General features: G+C 57.2%; 15 protein-coding genes and 1 pseudogene. 8 read left to right on the top strand and 8 right to left on the bottom strand.

What is annotated here, in order from left to right; genetic code table 11:
* Positions 1-6 precede the first annotated feature (6 nt).
* Genes VGP75_RS09420 through bchF form a run of 7 tightly spaced genes read right to left on the bottom strand, consistent with a single transcriptional unit; the run spans position 7 to position 9,895 of the window.
* Complete coding sequence (locus VGP75_RS09420; RefSeq protein ID WP_327543416.1) at positions 7-1,437, bottom strand: PucC family protein; 1,431 nt, start codon at positions 1,435-1,437, stop codon at positions 7-9.
* Positions 1,434-2,126: a magnesium protoporphyrin IX methyltransferase gene (bchM, locus tag VGP75_RS09415; RefSeq protein WP_327543415.1), complete on the bottom strand. Its 693-nt coding sequence runs from the start codon at positions 2,124-2,126 to the stop codon at positions 1,434-1,436. Before bchM ends, VGP75_RS09420 begins: the two co-directional genes overlap by 4 nt.
* Entirely contained in the window at positions 2,126-3,022 is an 897-nt protein-coding gene (gene bchL / locus VGP75_RS09410; RefSeq protein WP_327543414.1) for a ferredoxin:protochlorophyllide reductase (ATP-dependent) iron-sulfur ATP-binding protein, read from the bottom strand. Before bchL ends, bchM begins: the two co-directional genes overlap by 1 nt.
* A gap of 37 nt (positions 3,023-3,059) precedes the next feature.
* A complete protein-coding gene (locus VGP75_RS09405) occupies positions 3,060-6,605 on the bottom strand; it encodes a magnesium chelatase subunit H (RefSeq protein ID WP_327543413.1) in 3,546 nt (1,181 codons plus the stop codon).
* The gene (gene bchB, locus VGP75_RS09400) at positions 6,595-8,118 is read right to left on the bottom strand and encodes a ferredoxin:protochlorophyllide reductase (ATP-dependent) subunit B (RefSeq protein WP_327543412.1); all 1,524 of its coding nucleotides are present in this window, start codon (positions 8,116-8,118) and stop codon (positions 6,595-6,597) included. Before bchB ends, VGP75_RS09405 begins: the two co-directional genes overlap by 11 nt.
* The gene (locus VGP75_RS09395; RefSeq protein ID WP_327543411.1) at positions 8,115-9,398 is read right to left on the bottom strand and encodes a ferredoxin:protochlorophyllide reductase (ATP-dependent) subunit N; all 1,284 of its coding nucleotides are present in this window, start codon (positions 9,396-9,398) and stop codon (positions 8,115-8,117) included. Before VGP75_RS09395 ends, bchB begins: the two co-directional genes overlap by 4 nt.
* Positions 9,395-9,895, bottom strand: a complete 501-nt coding sequence (bchF, locus tag VGP75_RS09390; RefSeq protein ID WP_327543410.1) for a 2-vinyl bacteriochlorophyllide hydratase — start codon at positions 9,893-9,895, stop codon at positions 9,395-9,397. The genes VGP75_RS09395 and bchF overlap by 4 nt, the downstream gene beginning before the upstream one ends.
* 275 nt (positions 9,896-10,170) lie before the next feature.
* On the opposite strand from bchF, the gene VGP75_RS09385 reads away from it, so the two are divergent.
* Together VGP75_RS09385 and ppsR are read left to right on the top strand one after the other, a co-directional pair.
* Positions 10,171-10,968 (top strand): cobalamin B12-binding domain-containing protein, encoded by a 798-nt coding sequence (locus tag VGP75_RS09385; RefSeq protein WP_327543409.1) that lies wholly within the window; start codon positions 10,171-10,173, stop codon positions 10,966-10,968.
* A gap of 35 nt (positions 10,969-11,003) precedes the next feature.
* A complete protein-coding gene (gene ppsR, locus VGP75_RS09380; RefSeq protein WP_327543408.1) occupies positions 11,004-12,431 on the top strand; it encodes a transcriptional regulator PpsR in 1,428 nt (475 codons plus the stop codon).
* On the opposite strand, the gene VGP75_RS09375 is transcribed toward ppsR, so the two are convergent.
* Complete coding sequence (locus tag VGP75_RS09375) at positions 12,428-12,979, bottom strand: ActR/PrrA/RegA family redox response regulator transcription factor (protein WP_327543407.1); 552 nt, start codon at positions 12,977-12,979, stop codon at positions 12,428-12,430. The two genes, ppsR and VGP75_RS09375, sit on opposite strands and share 4 nt — an antisense overlap.
* Before the next feature lie 192 nt (positions 12,980-13,171).
* Between VGP75_RS09375 and regB the strand changes: the two genes are divergently transcribed.
* The 6 genes and pseudogenes from regB to VGP75_RS09345 all read left to right on the top strand — a co-directional run.
* The gene (gene regB / locus VGP75_RS09370) at positions 13,172-14,575 is read left to right on the top strand and encodes a sensor histidine kinase RegB (protein WP_327543406.1); all 1,404 of its coding nucleotides are present in this window, start codon (positions 13,172-13,174) and stop codon (positions 14,573-14,575) included.
* Positions 14,576-14,651: 76 nt separating this feature from the next.
* The gene (locus VGP75_RS09365) at positions 14,652-16,208 is read left to right on the top strand and encodes a PAS-domain containing protein (RefSeq protein WP_327543405.1); all 1,557 of its coding nucleotides are present in this window, start codon (positions 14,652-14,654) and stop codon (positions 16,206-16,208) included.
* A 41-nt stretch (positions 16,209-16,249) separates the two neighbouring features.
* Complete coding sequence (tsaE, locus tag VGP75_RS09360) at positions 16,250-16,714, top strand: tRNA (adenosine(37)-N6)-threonylcarbamoyltransferase complex ATPase subunit type 1 TsaE (protein ID WP_327543404.1); 465 nt, start codon at positions 16,250-16,252, stop codon at positions 16,712-16,714.
* Positions 16,707-17,678: an aminoglycoside phosphotransferase family protein gene (locus VGP75_RS09355; RefSeq protein WP_327543403.1), complete on the top strand. Its 972-nt coding sequence runs from the start codon at positions 16,707-16,709 to the stop codon at positions 17,676-17,678. Before tsaE ends, VGP75_RS09355 begins: the two co-directional genes overlap by 8 nt.
* Positions 17,675-18,346: a nucleotidyltransferase family protein gene (locus tag VGP75_RS09350; protein ID WP_327543402.1), complete on the top strand. Its 672-nt coding sequence runs from the start codon at positions 17,675-17,677 to the stop codon at positions 18,344-18,346. The genes VGP75_RS09355 and VGP75_RS09350 overlap by 4 nt, the downstream gene beginning before the upstream one ends.
* Positions 18,339-19,181, top strand: a pseudogene (locus VGP75_RS09345) (double-strand break repair protein AddB); the annotation flags it as partial. The gene VGP75_RS09350 and the pseudogene VGP75_RS09345, both read left to right, overlap by 8 nt.

Raw genomic sequence — 19,181 nt, 5'->3', positions numbered from 1 at the left:
CGGTGGTTAGGTCGGGAAATCTGCCAATCCCAGCTTGGCAGACCCCCCGGTGGTTATGGGCCGCAACCGCACAAGCGGCCCCAGCACAATCAGGGTTAGGAATAAGAGGCCAATTTCGGTGTGATAAACGACCGAATAGCCGGTGGCAGGCGTGGCGAGCGCCTCTCCCAAGGTGCCGTTCCCAGCGGCATGGTTCACAAGGTCACGCATAGTGCCCCCGATAAAGATGGACAGCCCCGCGCCGGTGGCTTGTGCAGCCCCCCATGCGCCAAGGGCCAAACCACGACCGGCTTTGCCGATCGCGGGCATTGTCATGGCAGCGGTCAGGGTCGAGACGCCGAAAAGGCCGCCTCCGAACCCGATCAGGGCCGCGCCGAGATAAAACAGGACAGGCGACCCGATAGGGGCCGAAAAGATAACAGCGCAAAACGCCACAATACCCGCAAGGATACCACGCGCGCACATCCGGTAAGGGTCAACACCCTTTGCCAGCCAGCGCGCAGCAAACCCGAAACCGACCAGCGCGCCCAGCGCCCACACGGCTGTCAGCAAGGTTGTGGCGGACACGGACAGCCCGAGGATCTCACCGCCATAAGGCTCAAGCAGCACGTCCTGCATGTTAAAGGCCATCGTCCCAATAAAGACGACTGCAAGCAGACGGCCCGCATCACCACCGGCGGCCAGATCATTCCACGCATCGCGGAATGTCGGGCTTGCCTCTTCGCGCTGTGCTCTGGTCATCGGCTTGACCTTTTCCTGCCTCCACAGGGCAATCAGGTTCAACAGCAGGGTCAGAACCGCTGTGCCCTGCACCACCTGCACCAAGCGCAGCGCGGAATAATCGCGCAATAGCGCACCAATCAGAATGGCAGAAAACGCCATGCCCAGCAGGTTCATCACATAAAGCAGCGCAACGACCTTGGGCCGCGTTTCTTCCGTCGCGCGGTCAGCGGCCAGCGCCAGACCGGCGGTCTGCGTCATATGCATCCCGATGCCGGTCAACAAGAACGCCAGACCTGCACCCACATAGCCCGCAATCGGGAAATCAAGCGTGCGGTCGCCGGACAGCACAAGCAAGGCCATCGGCATGATCGCAAGACCACCGAACTGCCACATCGTGCCGAACCACAGATAGGGAATACGCTTCCACCCGATGGCGGATTTATAGTTATCCGATTTATGCCCAACGAGCGCACGGAACGGCGCCACCAGCACAGGGATCGCGATCATTGCGGCCACCAGCGTTGCGCCAATCCCCAGTTCCACAATCATCACACGGTTCAACGTGCCCAAAAGCATCACCGCCGCCATACCGACCGACACCTGGAACAAAGACAGGCGCAGCAACTGGCCCAGCGGCAGATCATCGCTCACCGCATCGCTGAACGGCAAAAGATCAACCGAGATCTTCTTGAGGGATGATGCCTTGAAGATCATGACTTTGGACCCTCGAATGACAATGCCATTGAAATATAGAAGCCTGATTTGACCCGCTCGATCTCTTTCAGGCGCCCCTTTACGCCGGATGTGCGCAAGGCATCTGCAACGCCGATCACGGTTTGCGGCACCATCACAGGGCTGCGGTCCGCGCGCGGGAACATCTTGCCGACACGCCACATGGCCATCAGGGCCGGGGTGCGCGGGGCGATGGTAAAGACAAACCTGCCCTCCAGACGCGGGCTGGCCTTGGCAAGCAGTCCGGCGATGTCCGGCGCGCTGTAGTAGATCATCGAATCCATCGCGAGGATGTAGTCAAACACGCCCGTCGTGCTGTCGAGCATGTCGCCAGCAACCCAGGTAATATTGCCACCCAGACTGGCCGGCATCCGCTGTTCCGCGATCCCCACCAAAGCAGGCGAGATATCAACGGCCACAACATCTGCGCCCCGCTGGGCCAGCTCGACCGCCATCGTACCCGTGCCACACCCTGCATCCAGAACCCGCGCACCGCGCAGGTCTTCAGGCAGTTGCGCCAGCATCAGGGCACGCATCTGGTCACGCCCCGCACGCACGGTCGCACGCACACCGGATACGGGCGCATCTGATGTCAGCTGCTCCCAGACCTTGGTGGCCGTGCGGTCGAAATAGTGTTCGACCCTGTCACGTGTGGTGGCGTAATTGGCCATTAGTCAAAACCCAACAATTCAAAGATTTCACGATCAGGCAGGCATTCAGGTGCCATCGGCAACGTCCCGTTCCACAGCGTTTCGGCAAGCCGCATATATTCCTTGCGCACCTGCACGACGTCTTCGTCGTCGGGCATCTCGAACAGGGTCTTCTTCTTCAGACGGCTGCGACGGATCGCATCAAGATCGGGCATATGCGCAAGGCGGTTAAACCCAACGGTCTTGCAATAGCGGTCCACCTCATCGGTGTCCTTGCTGCGGTTTGCGACGCAACCCGCCAGACGGACCTTGTAGTTGGATGATTTCGCCTGCACCGCCGCGATAATCCGGTTCATTGCATAGATGCTGTCAAAGTCGTTCGCGGTCACGATCAAGGCACGATCGGCGTGTTGCAGCGGGGCGGCAAAGCCACCACACACCACGTCGCCCAACACGTCAAAAATCACGACATCGGTATCTTCCAGCAGGTGGTGTTGCTTCAGCAATTTCACGGTCTGGCCAACAACATAACCACCACAGCCTGTCCCTGCAGGGGGGCCACCGGCCTCGACGCATTTGACGCCGTTGAAACCCTCAAAGATGAAATCCTCGGGGCGCAGTTCCTCAGAATGGAAATCGACGTCCTTGAGGATGTCAATCACCGTCGGGACAAGCGTCCCTGTCAGCGTGAACGTACTGTCATGCTTGGGATCACAGCCAATCTGCAACACGCGCTTGCCATGCATGGAAAACGCCGCCGACAGGTTGGAAGAGGTGGTCGATTTACCGATCCCGCCCTTGCCGTAGACCGCAAACACTTTTGCGCCTTCGATCTTGGCATCTTCAGGCTGATGCACTTGAACGGACCCTTCGCCATCTTGGCCGCGCAGGTTTGGTACTTCATCTCTCGGGCTCATATCAGAGTCCTTTCCATTTTATTCATTGTGAAAGCGGTCATTCTGCTGCGACCCCTTCCATGCGATCTTCAAGGGCGTCCGCTGCATCCTGCAGGGCGGCCAATGTGTCTTCGTCGGGTGACCAATAGGCGCGGTCGGATGCCTCAAGCAGGCGGTTTGCCATCCGCATCGAGGCTTGCGGGTTCAGCGCCGCCAAACGGTTGCGCATGGCTTCGTCCAGAACGAACGTCTCGGAAAGGCGCTGGTACACCCAAGGCTCAACCTCGCCTGTGGTCGCGGACCAGCCCATCGTGTTGGTCACATGCGCCTCGATCTGGCGAACACCCTCATGGCCGTGGTTCAGCAGGGCCTCATAGAATTTGGGGTTCAAGCTGCGGCTGCGTGTTTCAAGGGCTACCTGATCCTGCAAGGTCCGTACCTTGGCGGCACCTTTGGTCTGATCGCCGATATAGACAGGGGCGCTTTGCCCACCTTTGGCGCGTTTCACGGCACGGGAAATGCCGCCCAGCGTGTCGAAATAATGGTCAACGGTGGTGACACCCAGTTCGACCGATTCAAGGTTCTGATAGGCCAGATCCACGTCTTTCAGCGCTTTTTGCAGCAAAGCGGGGTTCTGGGCGGCCTTGCCGTTCACGCCATAGGCAAAGGATTTGCGCGCCTCATAAGCATCGGCCAATTCATCCTCATCCCCAAAGGCAGAGCTGTCCACCAACTGGTTCACGTTGGACCCATAGGCGCCTTCTGCATTGCTGAAGACACGCAAAGCCGCGGTTTCAAGATCGGATCCCATCTCTTCGGCATAAGCGAGCGCATGGGCGCGAATGAAATTCTGTGCCAGCGGTTCATCGGCTTGGGCGCATTTCAGTGCCGCTTCGGCCAGCATCTTGGTCTGCAAAGGTAGCAGATCGCGGAAGATGCCCGAGAGCGTCATCACCACGTCAATGCGCGGACGTCCCAAGGTGGCGAGCGGGATCAGATCGGCGCCGGCAAGACGGCCAAAATTGTCAAACCGTGGCACAGCACCCATCAGCGACAACGCCTGCGCAATCGGTCCGCCATCGGATTTGATGTTATCCGAGCCCCAAAGCACCAAAGCAACGGTTCCGGGCACGCTGGCATGGGTTGCGAGAAGTAAATCGGCCTGCTTGGCACCCTCGGCCATCGCGAATGCGGTGGGCATGCGGAACGGATCGAATGCATGGATATTCCGGCCGGTGGGCACAATCTGGGGCGAACGGATCAGATCACCACCGGGCACAGGCGCAATAAAATGGCCCGAGAGTGCGCGCATCAGCGCAGGCAGTTCGTGATCTTCTTTCAGCAGTTCCGCCGCACGATCTGCCGCCTCACCCGCGGGCATCATCGCGACCATTTCGGCGCGCGCGGCATCGGACAACGGCTTGCCCACAACATGCAGGCCTTCGGTAATCAGCGACCCTTCGGTTTCCAAGAGCTTGAGCCACAGACCATCAATATCGCCTGCCTTCATATCAACGGCATGGGCCTGATCACGGATCAGTTGTTCCAGATCGGCGCGCTGGTGGTCCTCGGCTGGCATTTCACGCCAACGGGTCAGGCTGTCCTTGAGATCAGCCAGGCCTTTGTACAAACCCGCCGTGGTCAAAGGTGGTGTCAAATGCGTGACAATAATCGCATTGGACCGGCGCTTGGCCAGTGTCGCCTCTGACGGGTTATTGGCGGCATAAAGGTAGATATTCGGCATCTCGCCGATCAAACGGTCCGGCCAGTCATCAGCCCCCAGACCCGCCTGCTTGCCCGGCATGAATTCAAGCGCGCCATGCATCCCGAAATGCAGCAAGGCATCGGCTTTGAACGTATTGCGCAGCCACAGATAGAAGGTGACAAAAGCGTGCGTCGGGGCAAAGCCACGCTCAAAGAGCAGGCGCATGGGATCGCCCTCATACCCGAAGGCAGGCTGCACGCCGACAAAAACATTCCCGAAATGATGGCCCAGCACATAAACGCCGCGTCCGTCGGACTGGATTTTCCCCGGTGCCGGACCCCAGACCGTCTCAACCTCGGCCAGATGCGGGCTGGTGCGCACGATTGTGTCGGCATCAATATGGGCGGCAACATTGGCCTGCTGGCCGTATTGGGCGCTATTGCCCTGCAAAATCATGGCGCGCAGATCGTCAACCGTGGCGGGCACATCAACGCGATAGCCGTCAGTTTTCATCTTGTTCAGCGTGTTGAACAGGCTTTCAAACACGCCCAGATAGGCCGCCGTGCCAACGGCACCGGCATTCGGCGGGAAACCAAAAATAACAATGCCAACTTTCTTGTCGGCATTTTCCTTGCGCCGCAGGACCGCCAGGCGCCGCGTCTTTTCAACAAGGCTTGCAATCCGCTCGTGGCAGGGCGCCATTGCCTTGCAATCTGATTGCACGGCACAGTTGACCGAACATCCGTTACAGCCACCGACACCATGACGACCGGCAAAAACAGTCGGGTTTGTCGCGCCGTCAATCTCGGGCAGGGCGACCAGCATTGTCGTTTCAATCGGGCCAAGACCCTGACCGCTTTGCGCCCACTGCCCAAGCGTCTGGAATTCCAGCGGTTGGGCGGCAATATAGGGCACGTTCAACGCACCCAGCACAGCAACGGCTGTGTCACTGTCGTTATAGGCAGGCCCACCAATCAGCGAGAAACCGGTGAGTGACACCAGCGCGTCAATGTTGCCCTGAAAATAGTTTTCAATCGCCGGACGCCCGTCAAGACCACCTGCGAAGGCAGGGATGACACGGACACCTTTGGCCTCGAACGCGCGAATAACGGCATCGTAGTGAGCGCAGTCAGAGGCAAGGATGTAGGAGCGCAGCATCAGCAAACCGACTGTTGCAACAGGGGTCGCAGGCCGCGGCAAATCGGCAAGATCAGTGACAATCTTATGATCCGGCAGATCCGGGTGGTAGAGACCCACATCAGGGTACTCGATCGGCAACGCAGCAGGTGCGCCACGCCAGTCGGCACGGTTCGCATAGCGGCCAATCAGGAAGCGGATCATCTGCTCGACATTATCGTCAGAGCCACCAAGCCAATACTGCATCGCCAGGAACCAAGCGCGGAGATCCTGCGCCTTGCCGGGGATCAGTTTCAGTATCTTCGGCAGGCGGCGCAGCGTCTTCATCTGCTTGGCACCGCTATCGGCGGTCGGCTTGGACGCGCCGCGTAACTTCTTCAAGAGCGCCATGGCACCGCTGGCAGGCTTGGACATGTCCAAGTCACCCATACGGGTCAGTTTGACGATCTCGCCATCAGCAATGACACCCAGCAACGCATCGCAATCCGCGCGACGGGCCTGCATCGCGGGCAAAATGGCCTGCACGTGTTCTTCGAGAAACAGAAGGTTCGCGATGATGATATCGCCTTGCGCGACAGCTTCGCGTGCGCGGGTCAGTGCATCTGGTGATTCAGACCACTCGGCGGCTGAAAACACCTGCACATCCAGCCCCGGGAAATCCGGTGCCAAACGCGCGGACACACGCAAGGCCGGTCCCGCTGCGTGGGCATCCAGCGTGACAATCACCACGCGGTAGGGCTTATGCATCACTTCATCGCGCATAATGTGCCTTTGCCTCATAGAGCGTATCAAGGCTGATTTCGTGAAGGCCCTTTTCCAAAGCGAAGGTTTCGGTGTTGCGGCGTGCCTTGCCGCGCACAAAGAACGGGATCTTCTTCAGTTCGCGTTCCGCATCCGACAGCCAGATTACGTTGTCGCCCTGCGGCACTGTCGGCGCATCCACGGTTTCTTCGACCTTGGCTTTCGCCTTGCCGCCGTGGTGGCTTGCGCCGGCGTCATCGTGGAATTCAAAATCATCGCGGAACATTGTCAAAAGATGCTCTTCCAGACCCATCACCAGCGGATGGATCAGCGTATCAAAGATCACATTCGCGCCTTCGAAACCCACCTGCGGGGAATAGCGGGCGGGGAAATCCTGCACATGGACGGGCGCGGAAATGACAGCACAGGGAATGCCCAGACGCTTGCCGATATGGCGCTCCATCTGGGTGCCAAGGATCATTTCAGGGCTGAGCGCTTCAATCGCGGCTTCGACTTCCAGATAGTCATCAGTAATGAGGGCGTCGACGCCGTATTCCTTGGCCAGCGCCCGAATAGGACGCGCCATTTCGCGGTTGTAACAACCCATGCCAACAACTTCGAAACCCATCTCGTCGCGGGCGATCCGCGCATGGGCGGCCACGTGGGTACCATCCCCGAAGATAAAGACGCGCTTGCCAGTCAGATAGGTACTATCGACCGAGCGCGACCACCACGGCATCCGCAGGCGGCTTTCGTCGACTGCAACGGTTTTGCCAGTGATTGCAACCACTTCCTTGATAAAGTCGCGTGTCGCGCCAACACCAATCGGTACAACCTTGGTGAACGGCTGGTCATGGTTCTTTTCCAAGAACCGCGCCGCCGCCTCACCGGTTTCGGGCGACAACAACACATTGAAATGCGCAGCAGGGAGGCGTGCAATATCAGAAGGTGTTGCGTTCAAAGGGGCAACGACATTCACGTTGATCCCCATTTCAGACAAAAGCCCGGTGAGTTCTTCCACATCATCGCGGGCACGAAAGCCCAGCGCTGTTGGTCCCAAAATGTTGCAGGTCACACGCGCCGTACGCTCTTGTGGTTGGGCCAGTGCTTTGACGATCTGGTAAAACGTCTCATCCGCGCCAAAGTTTTCCTTGCGACTATAGCTTGGCAATTCCAGCGGAATGACGGGGATCGACAGACCCATTGTTTCGGCCAGACCCGCCGGATCATCCTGAATCAATTCCGCAGTGCAGGACGCACCCACGATAATCGCCTCGGGCTGGAACCTATCAACGGCATCCTGACAGGATGCTTTGAACAAGGTCGCGGTATCGGCACCCAGATCACGTGCCTGGAATGTGGTATAGCTGACCGGCGGGCGATGATTGCGCCGCTCGATCATCGTGAACAACAGATCGGCATAGGTATCGCCCTGCGGGGCATGCAGCACATAGTGCAGGCCTTTCATCGCCGTGGCGACGCGCATTGCACCTACGTGGGGCGGGCCTTCGTATGTCCAGACGGTCAGTTTCATTCGGCGGCCTCCATTTGGAGAACGGCTTTGCGCCGCAACGGACGCGAGAAGAGACCAGCCAAATCACCCGCCTGTTCGTAGAAATGCACAGGTGTAAAGACCAGTTCGATCGCCCATTTGGTCGACAGCCCCTCCGCCTCAAGCGGGTTGGCAAGACCAAGGCCGCACACCGTCAGGTCAGGGCGCGCAGCACGGGCGCGGGCCAGTTGTTTATCCACATCCTGTCCTTCGGAAATCTGCGGGCCTGCTGGCAGCAGATCAAGATCGGGGCCATGCAGCGCGTCGTGAATATAGGGGCTGCCCACTTCGATCGCAGTCATACCGCATTCGCGGGTCAGAAACCGTGCTAGCGGGATTTCAAGCTGGCTGTCGGGAAAGAAGAACACCGATTTGCCGCGCAGCGCCTCGGCTGCTTGCGCAATCGCTTTGCGCGCACGGGCGCGCGGGGCGGCAGTGACGGCTTCAAAGGTTTCGGCGCTGACGCCAAACTCTGTCGCAATCGTGCGCAACCACGCGGTCGTGCCTTCATCGCCAAAGGGAAAAGGCGCCGCCAGATGGCGCGCGCCACGACGTTCAAGTGCGGCATGCGTATCACCAAGGAACGGCTGGGTCAGCGCAAACACCGTGTTTTCGCCGACCGCAGTCGTGTCATCAATCCGGCGCGCTGGGAGCAGGCGGATCGGGCCGATACCCATATCAGTGAGGAGCGACACCATCTGATCTTCGACAACATCAGGCAGCGCACCAACAACAAGCAGTTCGCGCGCGTTGGTGTCCTTCAGAACAGGCACCATCGACGCGAGGCAGGCATCTTCACCTTCAGTAAAAGTCGTCTCGATGCCAGAGCCGGAATAATTCAGCACCCGCACATGAGGCGCATGCACCTGGCTGAGACGTTCTGCCGCGCGCGCCAGATCAATCTTGATCACTTCGGACGGGCAAGACCCGACCAAAAACAGCTGACGGATGTCAGGACGACGCGCCAAAAGCTTTTCGACCTCGCGGTCCAGCTCGACATGGGCATCGGCCATACCGGCCAGATCCTGCTCTTCGAGAATCGCTGTGCCGAATCGTGGTTCGGCGAAAATCATCACGCCCGCCGCCGATTGCAGCAGATGGGCGCAGGTCCGTGACCCGACAACCAGAAAGAACGCGTCCTGCATTTTGCGATGCAACCAGATGATCCCGGTCAGCCCGCAGAACACCTCGCGCTGGCCACGTTCCTTGAGGATCGGCGCTGTCCGGCAACCGCCGTTTGTCGGGGGGAGAGGGACGTTCATGCCCGCGCCTCCGCATCCAAACGCGCGAGGCGCAGTTTCCATACGAATTGGGCTGCGTTGATGACGTAGGCCGCATAAGCCACAAGCGCCAGATACATCAGACCGCTTGGCGATAGCGTGTTCGCATAGAGCGCAAAAATATAAAGCAAATGCAATGCGATAACCGCAAAGCTGAAAACATCTTCCCAGAAGAACGCGGGTGCAAACAAGTACTGTCCAAAGACCACTTTTTCCCAGATCGCACCGGTCACCATGATCAATAGCAAAACGGCGGTTTTGATGACGATCGACACAGTCGCAACGTCATAGCCTGCCCCGGTGATCAGGTAGCGTATCACCAGTGCGAGCGAGACAAGAAAAACGAGGAACTGAAGAGGGGCCAAGACGCCCTGAACAAGGGTCCATTTAGTCGCGTCGCGGCGCGCCCGTTCTGCATCAGAGTATAGCCGCCTGCCGAGTGTTTGCACACCTGCTGTATTCGTGTTGGCAATGGCCATGTTAAGCTTCCCTGACAGTGTCTTGTGTCAAGAATAAGTGTCATTTACCCCATGTGTCAACTTTAACTTACACACTGTGACCGAATGTAGCTGTGCACTAACTTGACGCCAAAATCAGACTTAAGTTATAATTTTATATGGAGTTTTTCAAATATCTGCCCGCTGTCGCTATCAAATATGTCAATTTACTTTGACATTCAGTGCATCACACCTGACAATAACGCAATTGCTGTATAGAACGCCTCCGCGCAGTACTTCAGCCAAAGGACAAGCGAATGGCCGATCGTCATAAGTTTGGCGTCAAGAAAGAGCCGGTAGTGCCTCAGGTGCCACGGGGCGTTGTCGGGCGTCGTGTCGCTGAAGCAGTGACCGAAGATATTTCGCGACATCTTGATCCCGTCCTCTTTGAGGATTTGAAAGACGCAGCACTCAGCCAGAACCCCGAAGCCAGCCGACGTGCGATCAAGGCGGCACTTGCTGATGGGATACGCCCAGAAGACCTCGCTGACTTTTATATCCCGGCCCTTGCGCGTGATATGGGTGACATGTGGTGCGTGGATCAGCTCGGTTTTGCAGGGGTGACAATAGGTGTATCACGTTTGCAGGCCATGATGCGTGCATTGGGTCCCAATTGGGCCAGCGATAGCGCGACGGAAAATGAGAACGCGTCAATTCTGTTGATTGTACCGCAAGAGGTGTATCACACGCTTGGCGCGATCGTCCTAAGCAGCCAGCTGCGGCGCAAGGGTTTTTCTGTGAAGCTTGTTTTAGGCGGCAAACCGGAAGATATTGCCAATCGGCTGTCACATACTAAGTTTGACGCTGTATTTATATCTTCATCCGCTGGCGAAACGCTTGAATCGTTGCGCCATATCATTGATGTTATTAGAACTTCGTACAAGGATCCTTGTCCTATTGTGGTCGGCGGCTCCATTCTTGATGTTGAGAAGACTGATGACGTAACGGCGCTGACAGGGGCTAACTATGCCACAAAAAGACCAGATGAGGCCCTAAGACTTTGCGGCCTACAACAAACCGAGCAGAACAAAGCGCACGCCAAGGGCGGGACCTAAGCCATGAAGAAGGTCCTCAGTTACAGGCGTCATCAATGACGTCCCGCGGAACCAAATACTGGAACAGCGGCGCAATCCCTTTGATTGCCCCCGAGATACTTGGCGACATCATCGCCGAAGTGGCAGATGTGGGCGTAGTCATTTCGGGAAACGGCACCATCCTTTCTGTTCTTGTAAACCCTTCCAATGATGTCTTCCGCCAATTGGAAAATTGGGAAAACAAAGACATTCGCACAACACTGACAATCGAAAGCGTCTCGAAATTCGACAGCCGTTTGTCAGAGTTTCTGGATGGCAAGACACGGGTTCGGCCAGTCGAGCTGAACCATACCGATAGTAATAAACGGTGGGAATCACCCGTCAAATACAGTTTCCATCGCATCGGGCCTGATGGCGCAATCCTGCTTTTGGGTCGCGATTTGCGCCCGATCGCGGAAATGCAGCAGCAATTGGTCGAAGCACAGCTTTCGCTCGAGCGCGACTACGAAACCCAGCGCGAATATGACACCCGCTTTCGCGTTCTGATGGAGAGCACCTCGGAAGCGATTGTTTTTGTATCCGTTTCCACCGGCGAAATCACCGAAGCAAACTCGGCAGCAGTGGCATTACTTGACCGCCCGCTTGAAAACCTCATCGGTAACCAGCTTTCGGGTTGTTTTGAGGGACGCAAACGCGGTGATATGGTTGATACTCTGGCGTCGCAGGCAATCTCGGGTGTGAAGAATGTCTTTCTTGCCGATTTGCGCGGTAACGGATCGTCGGTACAAGTTTTTCCAACGCTCTTCCGCGCCGCAGGTGAACGCATTCTGCTCTGCCGCCTCGTCCCAGAAGGTGAGGGCAGCGCGCTCGCCGATGATTTGAACCATAATCTCCACGCACTCTATGCGGACGGACCCGAGGCGATCGTCTTTACCGCCGAAAACGGTGACGTGCTGTCTGCCAATGACGCATTCCTCGATCTCATTGATGTGGCCCATGATATCAACGTGCGTGGCAGGAGCCTTGCCGATTATCTGCAACGTGGCAGCGTTGATTTCAAAGTGATGGCTGAGAACGCACAGCGCGCCGGGCGGATGCGGAACTATGCGACAAAGCTTGCCGGCGAATATGGCAGCCCGCGTGCGATGGATATTTCTGTAACGCGGTTACTGGCCGGTCAGCAGACGATTTTTGCCTTTGTGCTGCGCGATGCAAGCCGCAGTGACACAACACAATCGCGCCCGCACCCCAGCAGCGACGAAAGCATGCGCTCCGTGGCCGAACTTGTTGGCAGTGCGACACTGAAAGACATTGTGTCGGAAACAACCAATGTCGTGGAAAAAATGTGTATCGAAACAGCGGTTGAGTTGACGATGAACAACCGCGTCGCCGCCGCCGAGATGCTGGGTCTTTCGCGCCAGTCACTTTACGTGAAATTACGCAAATTCGGCCTACTTAGCCGCGACGGCGAAGCCGAAGACTAGCGCGGGCTGCGCTTGGCCAGAATACGTTGCAGCGTCCGCCGGTGCATCGACAAACGACGCGCGGTTTCGGAAACATTGCGATCACACAGCTCATAAACCCGCTGAATATGCTCCCACCGCACACGATCTGCGCTCATCGGGTTTTCTGGCGGTGGCGGCAACTCATCCTTCAAAGCAAGCAAAGCATTTGTCACGTCAGTCGCATCCGCAGGCTTTGAAAGATAGTCCGTCGCCCCGATCTTGACCGCAGCGACCGCTGTCGCAATTGCACCGTACCCTGTCAAAACCACAATCCGTGCGTCCGGACGGCGGGCGCGCAATGTCTCTACCACATCAAGACCGTTGCCATCTTCCAACCGCAAATCAACAACTGCATAGGCTGGCGGCCGCGCTGTCGATATCGCCTTTCCTGCCGCAACAGAACCTGCCATCTCGACATTAAAACCACGTTTTTCCATTGCTTTGGCAAGACGACGCAGAAATGCTTCGTCGTCATCTACCAACAGCAGGCTTTTGTCTTCACCCAAATCCAAGGCCACGGTGTTCATGCGCTTCCCTATGCATAGTTCTGTAAGTGAGATAGGCTAGAACAGACCGTCGTCAAATTGCTGGCGATTATCCTGTGCGTTAATTGCGCAAGAGCCTGCAAAGACAAATCACAGGCGACAACGCAGAGCACATTGAAGCTGTGTGCAAACGGCTTATCCTCACCATGTTATTGTAGAACTGGATCTCAGATTATGTCGGCCACAGGGAATTTGCTGATCACAGGACAAGAGCGCACCGACTGGGTGCGCCTTCGGACGCTTGTGACCCTGCGCTGGTTTGCCGTTGTGGGACAAGCCATCGCAATTCTTGTGGCCGTGCGCATTTACAATATCGAAATCGCCGTCGGTCAGGCGGCCCTCGTCGTTACCGCAGCAGTCATTGCGAACCTCGTCTCGTTGTTCGCCTACCCCTCAAACAAGCGCCTTTCAGATTTTGAGGCAACGCTCTGGCTTATCTTCGACCTGATCCAATTGAGCCTTTTGCTCTATCTGACGGGTGGCTTGAACAACCCTTTTGCTATGCTTGTGCTGGCGCCTGTGACGATTTCCGCCACCGTGCTTCACCTGCGCAGCACGATCTTCTTGGGGCTGGCTGCAATCACGATCATCACGGTCATTAGTAGCTATAATCTTCCGCTAATCACCTCAGATGGCGTGGTTTTGGTGCTTCCTGTCCTGTTCCAGTTCGGATTTTGGGTCGCACTTCTGATCAGTCTGGTGTTTTTGGCCTTCTATGCACGGCAGGTCACATCCGAAATGAACGCGATGAACGAGGCCTTGCTCGCAACCCAACTGGCCTTGTCGCGCGAACAAAAGCTCACCGACCTTGGCGGTGTTGTCGCGGCAACCGCACATGAATTGGGTACCCCGCTTGCGACAATCAAACTTGTCAGCAGCGAGTTGAAAGAAGAACTGGCCGACCGGCCTGATTTGCTGGATGATGCCGAACTTATCAGCTCTCAGGCCGACCGGTGCCGCGATATTCTGCGCTCAATGGGGCGGGTCGGAAAAGACGATCTACATCTGCGCAATGCACCCATCGAAATTGTTGTCAGAGAAGCCGCCGAACCGCACCGGAACCGCGGGAAAGACGTTGAATTCAATATCTTCCCGCTTGATGGCGCGAACCTGACACAACCCAATATCCAAAGGCGCCCTGAAATCATCCATGGTTTGCGCAACCTGATCCAGAACGCTGTCGATTTTTCAGAAACTCAAGTCACGATCGATGTGACGTGGTCGGAAGCACTGATCAATATCAAGATCTCTGACGATGGCCGTGGATTTCCACAGTCAGTCATCGGGCGTATCGGCGACCCTTACGTCCGGCGGCGGCGTTTTTCCGAAGATGGCGCACGCAGACCCGGCTATGAAGGGATGGGCCTGGGACTGTTTATCGCCAAAACGCTGCTGGAACGGTCGGGCGCCACGCTTTCATTTTCCAACAGCCGCCGCCCCGGTCACGCGAGTTGGACAGGCCACCCCACAGGCGGCGCGGTGGTCGAGGTCAGCTGGCCCAGCGATGCGCTGCTGTTGCGCGGACAGGCCAATGACACCCCCTTGGGCAAAAACCAACCAATCCCGAGTTGGCCATGACATTGTTTCCATAATTAACACGACATTAACTTTCCTGACGGATGCTTTCACCGAGTAGAGCAGGATCGGACGAAAAATGGTAATCAACCTGGTCGAGTTTAGCGCCATCGTGGCTGCGGCTGTCGTTGGCGCTATGGCGATCATGTATCTTTTGCGGGCCAGCGGGGCAATCAGAACAGCACCGCGCTCCAATATCCAGTCCCACCCTGACGAGGGCGCTGTTTTTCTTTTTCACGATACCGAGCTCGTCGATGCAACAACACAGGCTTGGGCGCTGATCAATAATAGCCCCCGAAACCTGACCGATATGGATGCGATGCTTTTGGTACTAGAGGTCGAGTTTCCTACGCTCAGGGAACGGCTGTCAGACTTGAATGCAGTGCAATTCCAAATCCGTAGCGAAAGCGATCGGTCTGTTTTTGTGGCGATCCGGCGCATCAAGCAACAACTGCGTGTCTCGCTCCAGGGTGATGAAACCCCCGCGTATGAGGCAGCCACCGACCGGCTCCACCATGTGGCGCGCGACAAACAGGCCGCGCTGATGCAATGCATCGCTACCAATTCACCGCAACTGATCTGGCAAGAAGACAGCAAGGGGCATTTGCTTTGGGCGAATAATGCTTATGCAAACCTGCTGAAACGCCATACGCAGATGTCGCTGTTTCAGCCAGAAAAAGGCGGTGTCGAAACCCATGATCGCAGGGTAGCCGTCAAACTGACCGGTGACCGCAGAGAGCGCTGGTTTGATATTTCCACTGCCAAGCACGCGGACGGCTATCTGCACTTTGCCAATGACGCTACCCCTGTCGTGCGGGCCGACACGGCACGCACCGAATTCGTCAAAACGCTTGGCAAAACCTTTGCGGAATTGTCCATCGGCATCGCCATCTTTGATAACAACAGGCAGTTGACCATGTTCAACCCGGCACTGCTCGACATGACGAACCTTCCGGTTGATTTTCTCAGCGTGAGCCCGACAATCGACACGGTACTCGACCGATTGCGCGAAATGCGCATGATGCCCGAACCCAAAAACTATGTGTCGTGGCGTGAACAATTCACGGCCGTCGAAACGGCCGCCAAGGAAGGCACCTACAGCAAGAACTGGTCTCTTCCCGACGGGCAGACATACCGCGTAACCGGACGGCCCTATCCTGATGGCGCTTTTGCACTTCTGTTCGAAGATATCAGCGCCGAGGTCTCGCTAACGCGGCGGTTCCGGTTGGATATCGAAACAGGGCAAGCGGTACTTGATACGCTTACAGACGCGATTGCGGTGTTTTCTTCGGCGGGTACTTTGGTGATGTCCAATCAGGCCTATGCCGATCTCTGGGCCAGCAACACAGACCACATTCTCGAACACCGTGTTCTGCAGTCTGAAATGCGCATCTGGAAAAACCAGTGCATTCCATCGCCCATTTGGAACAATCTGCGTGATTTCATTCAGCAGCTTGGTGCGCGGCAACCGTGGGACGATGATGTATTACTGGATGATGGGCGGCAACTGTCCTGCCACGCCACCCCGATCGCAGGCGGCATGACGATGCTGCGTTTCTCGGTCGCACGCCCGAAACGGCCCGAGTTTACAAAGCTGATGGCTGCTGATCCTGCGATACAGTTGATGAAGCGCTGATTTCTGCTTGCAGGCACCGCGCAACCCCATAATGTCGGTGCATGGCCCGCACCCTGTTTGAGTTTTCCCTCGCCGATGAAGGCGCAACCGGCGCATTGGCCTCGCAAATTGCAGCACGGCTTTTGCCTGGCGATACGCTTTTGCTGGAGGGTGAGATCGGGGCTGGAAAATCCGCTTTTGCGCGCGGCGTCATCCGCGCCCGACTTGGCCGGATGGAGGACGTGCCATCACCCACTTTTACGCTGGTCCAAACCTATGAGGACGCCAGTGGCGATATCTGGCACTGTGATCTTTACCGGTTGACCCACCCTGACGAAGCGCTCGAGTTGGGGTTGGACGAGGCGTTTGAGACCGCCATCTGTCTGATCGAATGGCCTGACAGACTGGGCGATGCAGCCCCTGCCTCTGCGCTCACCCTATCCTTTGTCGCAAACACCCATGCGCATCACGTCACGATCAATGGACCAGACCCGTGGTCCGAACGTCTTGAGGGCCTGCATGTCTGACCGCACCGCTCTCATCCGTAATTTTCTGACTGATACCGCATGGCAGGACTGGATGCGCACGCCCTTGGCCGGTGATGCCTCTGCCCGACGTTATCATCGGTTATCATCACACGGCCAATCGGCGATCCTGATGGATGCACCGCCCGAGAACGGCGAAGACACCGTCCCCTTCGTCGAAATCGCAACGCTGTTGCGCAAGGCGGGCTTTGCTGCCCCTGATGTGCTGCTGCATGATGCAAAAAATGGCCTGCTCTTGCTGAGTGACCTTGGGACGACCGACTATGCGCAATGGTTGCGCCAAACCCCGACAGATGAGGGGACGCTTTATCAATCCGCCACGACTGTGCTGCTGAAGCTGGAAGAGCTCACCCCACCGCCGCACCTCACACATCTCACCCCTCCCGTTGGTGCACAGATGATCGAGATTGTCGGCACTCATTATACCCACACACCTGTTACAGACCTTTGTTCCGAGGTCAAAAAATCGCTCGAAGAGTTCGCACCCGAACCAACGGTGCTGGCCTTGCGCGACTATCACGCCGAGAACCTGATCTGGCGGGCAGAGAAAACGGGCATAGCTCAGGTCGGTTTGCTTGATTTTCAGGACGCTTTCGTCGCCCCGCCCGGCTATGATCTTGCGTCGCTTTTGCGGGACGCGCGGCGCGATGTCAGCCCTTCGGTCGTTGAGGAGATGATCACTTATTTCGGGGCACATACCAAAGCAACAACACCATTCCGCACATCGCTTGCCTGCCTTGGTGTGCAGCGTAACCTGCGCATTTTGGGCGTTTTCGCCCGCTTGGTTAGCACGCTCAACAAACCACGCTACGCCGCTTTCATGCCCCGCGTATGGGCACACATCACGGCAGACTTGCAAGATCCCGCGCTGGCAACACTGCGACAGGCGGTGATGGATCAGGTGCCCGAACCCACCGCAACACGGCTTGCGGGGCGCGCGACATGACACTGCCCATCCTCTTTTTCGCCGCTGGGCGTGGCACACGCATGGGCGCGCTGACCAAAGACCGGCCAAAACCCCTGATCAACGTGGCTGGCAAAGCACTGATCGACTACGCGCTGGATATCGCAAACGCGGCCACCGTCGGTCGAAAAGTCGTGAACCTGCACTACCATGGTGACATGATCAGGCAGCATCTGGCAGGCCAGGAAATCACCTTTTCTGACGAGAGCGCACAGCTTCTGGAAACAGGCGGCGGCCTCAAGAAAGCCTTGCCACTGTTGGACGCCAGTCCGGTCCTGACGATGAACACAGATGCGGTGTGGCAGGGGCCAAACCCGATCACACATATCCTCAATGCTTGGCGCCCCGAGATGGAGGCGCTGATGCTGCTGGTCGAAAAGAAAGATGTGGCGGGCCATCTGGGCAAAGGTGATTTCGAGATCGACAAGGACGGACGGCTGAAACGCGCGCCGGAAGATATCTACACGGGTCTCCAGATTATCCGGACCGATGTGCTGGGCGAGATCACGGACACCGCGTTTTCCATGAACGCCGCATGGGATAGAATTGCAGCACGCGGCGGGCTTTTTGGCACACGTTTTCTAGGCAAATGGTGCGATGTCGGCCAGCCTGAAAGCATCCCGCTGGCCGAGGATATGCTGCATGTTTGACCCCGGCAAAACCCCTCGCATCTTTGCAAGTCCCCCCGGCGTGGATTTCGCTGACGGGTTGGTTGCAGGACTCTTGAACCGCACAGCTGGGATGGCGCCCAATGATCTGGCAAGAGTCGAAATCTACGTCAACACAACACGGATGCAGCGCCGGATCAGGGCCGTCTTTGACGCAGGCCCCGCAAGGTTGCTTCCCCGCATCAGGCTGATCACAGACCTTGCCAATGATCCGGTTTCGCTTGCCTTGCCGCCAGCGGTATCACCGCTGCACAGGCGGTTGGAATTGTCCCAATTCGTGGCCAAATTGCTGGAACAACAGCCCGATCTTGCACCGCGGGCAGCGCTCTACGATCTTTCCGACAGCCTTGCGAAACTGATGGACGAAATGCAGGGCGAGGGCGTCAACCCCGACACGATCGCCAATCTCGAAGTCGCCGACGAATCCGGCCATTGGGAACGCGCCCTCAAATTCGTCAAAATCATCACCCGCTATTTTGACGACCAGGACCAAGCGCCCGACAAAGAGGCACGCCAACGCATGGTCATCGAAACGCTGGCCGCCCGCTGGCAAGACACGCCACCCGATCATCCGGTCATCATCGCGGGCTCGACCGGATCGCGCGGCGCGACGGCGCTGTTCATGCAGGCCGTCGCGAAACTGCCACAAGGCGCGATCATCCTGCCCGGTTTTGATTTCGATCTGCCCGCCCATGTCTGGGACGCGATGGACGATGACATGACCGCCGAGGATCACCCGCAATACCGTTTCCGCCGCCTGATGGATATCATCGGTTTCACGCAGGATGACGTCAAATCATGGTCGGACCATGAACCT

It is taken from the genome of Yoonia sp., assembly GCF_036007805.1.
In the GTDB taxonomy this organism is placed as follows: Bacteria; Pseudomonadota; Alphaproteobacteria; order Rhodobacterales; family Rhodobacteraceae; genus Yoonia.
Note: the sequence above shows the minus strand (reverse complement) of the source record. Positions and strands in the feature narration are given on the sequence as shown.